Genomic DNA, 9,714 nt, shown 5'->3' on the forward strand with positions numbered 1-9,714 from the left:
GGCGTTTGCAGCTAAGTGCGGACTTTCTGATGGGGTTATCAGAAACTACCTGTCTGGCAAGACATACCCGTCTTTAGATCGATTAGCACAAATAGCCTACGCAACAGGGCGTCCAATAGAGTGGTTTATCCAAAGTCAGAGCATGCCAATGGTTGAGCATAAAAATAATCAAGAGAATAAAAATTCTCAACCTGACCGCAGCACATTGAAAACTAAACTGATCGCAATTGTCGAATTGTTAGAGGACAAGGAACTGCATTCTGCGATTGAGTTGTTCAGAAAGAAAGGATTTGAAGCTCTTATGCCTGAGATTTTTTCTTCCGATGATTCCATCCAGGCTGATTTGCAAGGTATTTCGCAGCAAACCTTACAAACAGCCAAAATGCTTGAATCATTACCAACAGATACTCGTAAAAAGATTTTGTCAAAGTATGGTATTTATGAACAGGAAGGTCTTGTAGCTCCTTCACAAGAACCACAAGATGTAAAAAAAGCCGTATAACAACCATGAACCAGCTAAAACATACTTCACCTCACATAATCACACATGTAACATACCTAAACGGCATGAGCTGATTTGTGATATGAGTCATTTGGTTACAGCCTGGTTGTTATCGGTTTTGAACGTTTTTTGAAGCTGTTATTGAAATGATTTGCAGTGTTTTTGTTTTTCGTATTTTCAATGAAACAAAAGCAATTTTTTACTATCTTTCGCGTTTCATTGATTAACGACTAAAATTTGCGCTACAGGCTTGCAAGCCCCACCAAATCTAATCCCATCAGAACCCGAATAATCCAATGTCCTCCCGGTTTTTTTTCGTACTTCAAGTGAATCAATACACCGGTCTGGGCGCGAAAGTGCTGGAAGCCTGCCCGGAAGTCCACAATCTGAAACTAGCGGCCCGCTTTACCACCCGCACGCCTGCCAACTGGAAGAACATTGTCGATAACTATCTCGAGTGCTATCACTGTGGTCCGGCGCATCTAGGTTTCTCCGACTCCGTACAGGTTGATCGTTACTGGCACACCATGCACGGTAACTGGACGCTGCAATACGGTTTCGCCAAACCGTCCGAACAGTCGTTTAAATTTGAAGAGGGTACGGATGCGGCATTCCACGGTTTCTGGCTGTGGCCGTGCACGATGCTGAACGTCACCCCGATCAAAGGGATGATGACGGTCATTTATGAATTCCCGGTGGATTCTGAAACTACCCTGCAAAACTACGATATTTACTTCACCAATGAAGAGTTAACCAACGAGCAAAAATCGCTGATTGAGTGGTATCGCGATGTGTTCCATCCGGAAGATTTACGTCTGGTTGAAAGCGTACAGAAAGGGCTGAAATCGCGTGGCTATCGTGGTCAGGGGCGCATCATGGCCGACAGTAGCGGCAGTGGCATTTCCGAACATGGTATCGCCCATTTCCATAATCTGCTGGCGCAGGTGTTTAAGGACTAATGACATCGGCGGCGGTATTTTCCGCCGCTGGGCTGATTTTTGATGGAGTACAGCAATGTCAGACTATCAAATGTTTGAAGTACAGGTGAGCCAGGTTGAACCCCTTACCGAACAGGTGAAACGCTTCACGCTGGTGGCAACCGATGGCAAACCGCTGCCTGCGTTCACCGGAGGAAGTCACATCCTAGTGCAGATGAGCGATGGTGATAACCAGTACAGCAATGCGTATTCACTACTGAGTTCACCGCATAACACCTCTAGTTATCAGATTGCAGTTCGACTGGAAGAAAACTCGCGCGGCGGTTCCCGCTTTTTGCATCAGCAGGTAAAAGTGGGCGATCGGTTAACGATCTCAACGCCTAATAACCTGTTTGCGCTAATTCCCTCAGCCAGAAAGCATCTGTTTATCGCGGGCGGTATTGGTATCACCCCTTTCCTGTCGCACATGGCAGAGTTGCAACACAGCGACATCGACTGGCAGCTACATTACTGCTCGCGAAATCCAGAAAGTTGCGCATTTCGTGATGAGCTAGTCCAGCATCCGCAGGCTGAGAAAGTCCATTTGCATCATTCATCAACCGGAACACGACTGGAATTAGCGCGATTATTGGCGGATATCGAACCTGGCACACACGTTTATACCTGTGGCCCCGAGGCGCTAATTGAAGCGGTAAGAAGTGAAGCTGCGCGTCTGGACATCGCCGCCGATACGCTGCACTTTGAGCAATTTGCTATCGAAGACAAAACCGGCGATGCATTTACCCTGGTGCTTGCCCGTTCCGGAAAAGAGTTTGTGGTGCCGGAAGAGATGACTATTTTGCAGGTTATTGAAAATAATAAAGCCGCGAAAGTGGAATGTTTATGTCGTGAAGGGGTATGCGGAACCTGCGAAACGGCAATACTGGAAGGTGAAGCTGACCATCGGGATCAGTATTTTAGCGATGAAGAGCGTGCCAGCCAGCAAAGTATGTTGATCTGTTGTTCGCGTGCGAAGGGTAAACGCCTGGTGTTGGATTTGTAGTTTGCCAAAGCCGGATGTGGCGCTGAGCGCGCCCAGTCCGGCTTCGGAAGATTTTACTGCGGATATTCCTGCAATAAATTGTGTAATGCTTCCGCCATCAGCTCACCACGCCAGCCGGAAATCAGCTCCGGCAAATTGTTCTGCGGTTTCAGTTTCCGGTGCCAGTTCAGCAGTTGGTTGATTTGCCGACGCGATGCCAGCAATTCGGCGCTGATCTTATGCGTTTCGCTCACGTCAGTAATCAGCGACTTAATCGCTTTAAACGCTTTACGATAACCAGGCATGTCCATCAGGTTAAACATCGGCTGCGGTAAGGCATCTTCCGGCAATGTCTGCGCTTTTTCCACCAGCGCCAGCAGCGTTTTACCGTGAAAGCGGATTTCGCTACCGGATAAACCCAGGCTGTCCAGTTCGCCTAAACTTCCCGGCATATAACGCGCGACCGACCACAAATGCTCTTCACGCACGACAAAGTTCACCGCCAGATCACACTCTCGCGCCTTGCGCAGTCGCCAGTCGGCTAACAGTTGCAGACAGGCCAGTTGGCGTGTGCGTAACTGCCTGGCATTGGTGATATCACGCCAGGCATCTTCCGGCGCAACGACTTCCTGACGACGCATTTGCATCAGGCGGCATTCATCCAGCGCCGCAGGTAGCCAGCCGGAGGCCTCCGTTTCTACCATAAGCTTGGCAGTGATCGGTAACAGATACCAGACATCCGCCGCTGCGTATTCACACTGACGTTCGGTCAGCGGTCTGGCCAGCCAGTCGGCGCGCGATTCACTCTTGTCCAGCGTAACGCCGGAATACTCTTCCACCATGGAAGCGAAACCCCATGACATCGGGCGTCCGCAGAAGGCAGCAAGGATTTGCGTGTCAATCAAGGGTTGTGGTAATTCGCCAAAGACATTGAGGAACACTTCCAGATCTTCACTGCCTGCATGGAGAAATTTTGTGATGGACGGATCGCGCAGGATCGCTTTCAGCGGTGACCAGTCGGTGATCCCGAGAGGATCAATTAGCGCCAGATGCTCGCCATCGAAAAGTTGAATCAACCCCAGCTGCGGGTAATAAGTGCGCGTACGAACAAATTCAGTATCCAGGGCTATCGCCGGAAAGGCACGGACGGCTTCACACAAAGAAGCCAGCGCATCGTCCGTAGTAATCATTTGGTAATTCAAATTGTTTTCTCTTTAGTGGGCGTCAAAAAAAACGCCGGATTAACCGGCGTCTGACGACTGACTTAACGCTCAGGCTTTATTGTCCACTTTGCCGCGCGCTTCGTCACGTAATTCTCGTCGCAAAATTTTTCCGACGTTAGATTTCGGTAACTCATCACGAAACTCCACCAGCTTCGGTACTTTGTATCCCGTGAGCTGACGGCGGCAAAAAGTCACCAGTGACTCTTCGGTAAGCGATGGATCTTTTTTCACTACGAAGATTTTCACCGCTTCACCACTGGAGCCGGAAGGTACGCCAACAGCCGCGACTTCCTGTACGCCAGGATGCTGCATGACGACATCTTCAATCTCGTTGGGATAGACGTTAAAACCGGAAACCAGAATCATGTCTTTTTTACGATCGACAATGCGCAGGAATCCTTCTTCATCCATCACCGCGATGTCGCCGGTGTGTAACCAGCCATTTTTGATGATCTCATCTGTAGCATCCGGACGCTGCCAGTAACCCAGCATCACCTGCGGTCCTTTGACACAAAGCTCACCCGGTTGACCCGGTGGTACTTCGTTGTCGTCGTCATCCACCAGTTTGGCTTCCGTCGATGGCACCGGCAAACCGATGCTACCGCTATGATAATCAATATCATACGGGTTAACGCTCACCAGCGGCGCGCACTCGGTCAGGCCATAACCTTCCAGCAGATACTGTCCGGTCAGTTTCACCCAGCGTTCTGCCACCACTTGCTGAACAGGCATCCCACCGCCTGCGGAAAGATGCAGACTGGAGAAATCCAGCTGCTGGAACTCTTTATTGTTCAGCAACGCATTGAACAAGGTGTTAACGCCAGTGATAGCGGTAAACGGATATTTCGCTAACTCTTTTACCAACCCTGGAATATCACGCGGGTTAGTGATAAGCAGGTTCTGCCCACCCAGTTCGATAAACAGCAGGCAGTTAATGGTCAGGGCAAAAATGTGATACAGCGGCAGTGCCGTTACTACCAGTTCTTTACCTGGATGCAGCAACGGCCCATAGGTGGCGTTGACCTGTTCCAGGTTCGCCAGCATATTGCGGTGAGTCAGCATCGCGCCTTTCGCCACACCTGTGGTGCCGCCGGTGTATTGCAGGAAGGCTAAATCTTCCGGCACCAGTTCGGGTTTGACGTACTGCATCCGGTAGCCGTTATGCAGTGCGCTACGAAATGAAATGGCATCTGGCAGATGGTATTTCGGCACCAAGCGCTTGATGTATTTAACAACGAAATTGACTACCGTGCCTTTTGCCGTAGATAGCTGATCGCCCATACGGGTCAGAATTACGTGCTGAACGGCGGTTTTATCAACCACTTTTTCCAGAGTGTGGGCAAAGTTAGACACGATAACAATCGCCGATGCGCCGCTATCGTTAAGCTGATGCTCAAGCTCACGCGGGGTATACAACGGGTTAACGTTTACGACGATTATCCCGGCACGCAAAATGCCAAATAGCGCCACCGGATATTGCAATAAGTTAGGCATCATCAACGCAACGCGATCGCCTTTCTTCAGCCCCAACCCTTGTTGCAAATAAGCGGCAAACGCGCGACTGCGTTCTTCCAGCTTGCGGAAGGTCATCACCTCCCCCATATTCACAAACGCAGGCTGATCGGCGTAGCGCGCGACCGACTGCTCAAACATATCTACCAGAGATTGATAACGGTCAGGGTTGATCTCCGTCGGAACGTCCGCGGGATAACGGTTAAGCCAAACCTTCTTCAATTCTTCACCTCTAAAATGCGTGTTCGTCGTCATCGCAACCCCAAATGATATACACGCTGTTAACATAATATTAACTCATCATACCAGCTTGATAATTACCCAACGAAAAGGTTGCGAAGCGCGTCACTATTTATTTTTATCTTTACCGTAAGAATGCAGAAACAGCGGACCAGCCGCTGTTTCTTTTTCTTTAAAAACAAGCAATTATTCGGTTACAACTGTTTGTACTCTCGCGGGGCCGGGATTATACCAGCCCCATCCGCCGTAGCCATAGGGCCAGCCACGACCGCCATAAAACCATGGATCAATCGGCTGAGGCGGCATAATCACCTGCTGGGTTAAATGCCAACGTTTGTAACCCGTTACTTGCATCACCATAAATTTATAGGGCGTATTGCCGATTTTGCCGTCAACCGCACCGGTGATTGGCCCGACTACCGTAACCAGTTGTCTACGGAAATCCACCGGGTCCAGAAAACCGTTCACATCGGCATAAATGCGACCGCGAGAAGGTTCTCCCAGCGTCGGCCTAGCTCCGCTGTCCAGCGGTACGGTAGCAATTTCCAGGCGGGTTTTCCCTTGCTGGTTTTGTACCGCAACCACTTTGCCACCAAAGCGTGCCTCCTGACCAACGTACAGCTGCGGCGCACTCATCACCCGAACTAAATCTTGTTGCGGCGTGGGACTGCTGCCTTTAATGGCGTCCGGCACAGTGACACAACCACTCAGCATTAGCGCAAACGTACCTGCCAGTATGCCTTTGATAACATTCTTTTGAACCGCCATGATGCGACTCCTTTTTTTCTCAGGGCATACTCTTAAGATTCATTCTTTGCCCGGAAGTTTCTTCCATGCGACGTTGTTACGCAAATAAACCGGCTCGGCATGTTCCACCGCCACCGTTTTACCCTCGGCAAACATCTGACAAGCAATCGGCAGCATATCTTCTGCAGCGGGGAGTAACACTTCGCCATCGCGCAAAACCAGCCCGCTCTCTTTACCGAGATCCGGCCAGGCTTGCCAGCCCGTCCCTACCGTCACCCATTCGCCGGAAAGCTGTTGCATTCGTTCATGAACGAGTTCGGGTTTGAGTACGGCTTCGGTTTCTTCACCGTGCCAGATACCGTTTTCATCACGCTGATATTCGGCCCAGTAAACTTCGCCCATTCGCGCGTCAATGGCTGACAGCACGCGTGTTGCGCCGTTTTTGCGCCACGCCCCTTGCGCCATCGTCATTAGCGTGGAGACGCCAATCATCGGTAATTCCGCGCCAAGCGCCAGCCCTTGCGCGATGCCAATACCAATGCGCACGCCGGTAAAGCTACCGGGGCCGCGCCCGTAAGCCAGAGCGTTAATATCAGTCAGGGAAGTTCCGCTGGTGGTCAGGATATCCTGCACCATCGGTAAGATTCGTTGAGTATGTTCACGAGGGCAAAGCTCAAAATGAGCGTTGACAGTACCGTCGTTCCACAGGGCGACAGAGCAGGCCTCTGTCGCGGTATCGATAGCCAGAATTCGCATGGGTCTTCGTGCTTAGATCAATAAAAAGGCGCGCATCATACCATACTCCGTAACAAATTACCTGGAGGATGGTATCGCAAGGAAACGAACCGCTCGGGCAATGTCACGGGTGCGTGGCGCGGGCGGCAGACTGGCGAGAAACGTCGCGCCGTAAGGACGCATCACCAGCCGATAGTCACAAATCACCAGCACGCCACGATCGTCGGCGTCGCGAATCAGTCGACCTACCCCCTGTTTGAGAGTAATGACGGCATCTGGTAGTTGCACTTCATCGAACGGGTCGCCACCGCGCAAACGACAATCTTCCATGCGCGCTTTTAACAGTGGATCATCCAGCGAGGTAAACGGCAATTTGTCGATAATTACCAATGACAATGTATCGCCACGCACGTCCACCCCTTCCCAGAAACTACTGGTTGCCACAAGAAGCGCATTACCGGCACTGACAAACTGCTGCAACAGTTGGCCTTTACTGGTTTCCCCCTGCAACAAAACGGGAAGCGTCATGGTAGCGCGGAACTGCTCGGCCAGATCGCGCATCATGGCGTGCGAGGTACAAAGCATAAAACAACGACCGTTGTTAGCTTCGATGATCGGTCGCAGCATTGCCGCTAACTGGCGAGCAGAACCTAGCTGGTTGGTTTGCGGCAGATTGCGCGGCACACAGAGTAACGCCTGGCGGCTGTAATCAAACGGGCTTGGCAATAGCAACGACTCCGCCTGTTCTATCCCAAGCCGCGAGGTGAAATGATGCAGATCGTCGTTCACCGACAGCGTTGCTGAGGTGAAGATCCAGCTACCGGGCTTTTGCGCCATTAACTCTTTGAATTTATCCGCCACGCTGAGCGGCGTGAGAGCCAGAGTAAAATGGCGCGAAGTGCATTCGTACCAGTAGCTGTAGCCCGGCTGATTGATCTCTTTTAGCCGCTTCAGCCGTGTGCGATACAACGTGGCGCGCTCAAATGCCGCATCCAGCAAGGCGGAACGCCCCAGTGACAGTTTCGCCACGTCATAACAAAGTTCCAAGGTGTCATCGAGCAGTAAAAATGCCCGCTGAATTTGCGGATTAGCTAACAGCTCACGCAGGTTACCGCGATAACCTGGCTCACCGAGTTGCAGACGAAAATCCTGCGCACTCTGGGCAAGACGATCAGCGCACTTTTGTAACTGCTGGGTGTCTTTTAATTCGGTGCGGTAGGCGATGGTGATGTCTTTTGCCAGGTCGAGCAGTTGTCGACTGGAGAGTGACTGACCAAAATACTGGCTGGCAATGTCCGGTAGCTGGTGGGCTTCGTCGAAGATCATGACGTCCGCTTCAGGGATCAACTCGCCAAATCCACTCTCTTTAACCACCATATCCGCCAGAAAGAGATGATGGTTTACCACCACCACATCGGCGTCCATCGCTTTTTTACGTGCTTTGACCACAAAGCAATCTTTATACATCGGGCAGTCGCTGCCAAGACAGTTGTCGTTGGTGCTGGTGACCAGCGGCCACGCCTGTGAATCTTCCGCCACGCTGACGCAGGTGCTGATATCACCATCGACTGTTTGATTAGACCAGGAGCGCAGCAGGATCACATCGCTTAAGATTTGTACCGGCAGATCGCCCCCCGCCAGCGCCTGCTGTTCGAGACGTTCGAGGCAGAGGTAGTTTGAGCGCCCTTTCAGCAGCGCCACGTTGCCCGTATATTTCAATGCCTTTGAGACTGTTGGCAAATCGCGGCTGTAGAGCTGATCCTGCAACGCTTTTGAGCCGGTCGAGATAATGACTTTCTTTTTCGCCCGCAGCGCAGGAGCCAGGTAAGCGTAGGTTTTGCCCGTACCGGTTCCTGCTTCCACCACCAGCGGCTGGCCTTTTTCTATCGCCTGGGTGACGGCTACCGCCATCTGTCGCTGTGGTTCTCGCGGCTTAAAGCCTGGTATCGCTTTCGCCAGCTGACCGTCTGGTGCAAAATCGTCCGTCACACTACCCCCTGTTGATTTGAACAGGGATTATGTCAGGATGAGGGCGCTTTCGCCAGTTGAAGTGGTGACGGCAACCTCACATTGTGGCAGTCTTTGCAGCACGAAAATGGAAGTATAATGAGGACAAAATGATGACTATCGTTCGTATCGATGCTGAAGCCCGCTGGTCTGATGTAGTAATCCACAACAACACGCTCTACTACACTGGTGTACCGGAAAACCTCGACGCCGATGCCTTTGAGCAAACCGCCAACACGCTGGCACAGATTGACGCCGTGCTGGAAAAACAGGGCAGCAATAAATCGAGCATTCTGGATGCCACCATTTTCCTGGCCGATAAAAACGACTTCGCGGCGATGAATAAAGCGTGGGATGCCTGGGTTGTCGCGGGTCATGCGCCGGTGCGCTGCACGGTACAAGCGGGTTTGATGAACCCGAAGTATAAAGTTGAAATTAAGATTGTGGCTGCGGTGTAAGCTTTATCGAAGCAAAATAAGTCAGACGATAATTTATCGATAATACTGGTCGGTTTTACATAAATCGACCAGAGAATAAGATATCACTGTTGATGCTTCTGCTAATTCATTATTTATATTTATAATTTCAATTTTATCCATAAAACTAACTATATAAATAAACATAACCATGCCGTTGTGTTCGCCCTTTGATTAGCAACTCTGGTTTTCTTTCTTAGCTGAACAATCTGGTTATAGCGTGCGGGCTGACCGTTAATTTTCTCCATCTTACTGGATAACACACCATGAGCTGCTACCTTTAAAACACCTGAATGTCAACAGGTTAACTCGT

Annotated in this window: 8 protein-coding genes and 1 pseudogene; 4 read left to right on the top strand and 5 right to left on the bottom strand. The window is 50.8% G+C overall.

All coding sequences use genetic code 11. The annotated features are described in order from the left end of the window. From ACUU1I_RS17395 to yeaX, 3 genes and pseudogenes are all read left to right on the top strand, one after another. A partial coding sequence (locus ACUU1I_RS17395; RefSeq protein WP_449144865.1) for a helix-turn-helix domain-containing protein occupies nt 1-502 on the top strand: 502 nt, incomplete at its 5' end. 329 nt (nt 503-831) lie between these two features. Beyond that, nucleotides 832-1,461 (top strand): annotated as a pseudogene (gene yeaW, locus ACUU1I_RS17400) (carnitine monooxygenase, oxygenase subunit YeaW); the annotation flags it as partial. Nucleotides 1,462-1,516: 55 nt separating this feature from the next. Then, nucleotides 1,517-2,482, top strand: coding sequence for a carnitine monooxygenase reductase subunit YeaX (gene yeaX, locus ACUU1I_RS17405; protein ID WP_001287020.1), 966 nt, complete (start codon nt 1,517-1,519; stop codon nt 2,480-2,482). A gap of 53 nt (nt 2,483-2,535) precedes the next feature. Here yeaX and rnd read toward each other — a convergent pair whose 3' ends face one another. From rnd to ACUU1I_RS17430, 5 genes are all read right to left on the bottom strand, one after another. Further along, a complete protein-coding gene (gene rnd / locus ACUU1I_RS17410) occupies nt 2,536-3,651 on the bottom strand; it encodes a ribonuclease D (protein ID WP_005068740.1) in 1,116 nt (371 codons plus the stop codon). Nucleotides 3,652-3,732: 81 nt separating this feature from the next. Further along, the gene (gene fadD / locus ACUU1I_RS17415; protein ID WP_005049882.1) at nt 3,733-5,418 is read right to left on the bottom strand and encodes a long-chain-fatty-acid--CoA ligase FadD; all 1,686 of its coding nucleotides are present in this window, start codon (nt 5,416-5,418) and stop codon (nt 3,733-3,735) included. Nucleotides 5,419-5,622: 204 nt separating this feature from the next. Then, the gene (gene yeaY / locus ACUU1I_RS17420) at nt 5,623-6,204 is read right to left on the bottom strand and encodes a Slp family lipoprotein YeaY (RefSeq protein WP_000290580.1); all 582 of its coding nucleotides are present in this window, start codon (nt 6,202-6,204) and stop codon (nt 5,623-5,625) included. Nucleotides 6,205-6,243: 39 nt separating this feature from the next. Continuing rightward, nucleotides 6,244-6,939: a tRNA (adenosine(37)-N6)-threonylcarbamoyltransferase complex dimerization subunit type 1 TsaB gene (tsaB, locus tag ACUU1I_RS17425; protein ID WP_001220997.1), complete on the bottom strand. Its 696-nt coding sequence runs from the start codon at nt 6,937-6,939 to the stop codon at nt 6,244-6,246. Nucleotides 6,940-6,996: 57 nt separating this feature from the next. Then, nucleotides 6,997-8,907: an ATP-dependent DNA helicase gene (locus ACUU1I_RS17430; protein WP_000128843.1), complete on the bottom strand. Its 1,911-nt coding sequence runs from the start codon at nt 8,905-8,907 to the stop codon at nt 6,997-6,999. A gap of 131 nt (nt 8,908-9,038) precedes the next feature. Here ACUU1I_RS17430 and ACUU1I_RS17435 point away from each other — a divergent pair, with 131 nt between their 5' ends. Further along, nucleotides 9,039-9,383, top strand: coding sequence for a RidA family protein (locus ACUU1I_RS17435; protein WP_001295493.1), 345 nt, complete (start codon nt 9,039-9,041; stop codon nt 9,381-9,383). Nucleotides 9,384-9,714 lie beyond the last annotated feature (331 nt).

The sequence above is a fragment of the Shigella sp. SIG3 genome, assembly GCF_053555855.1.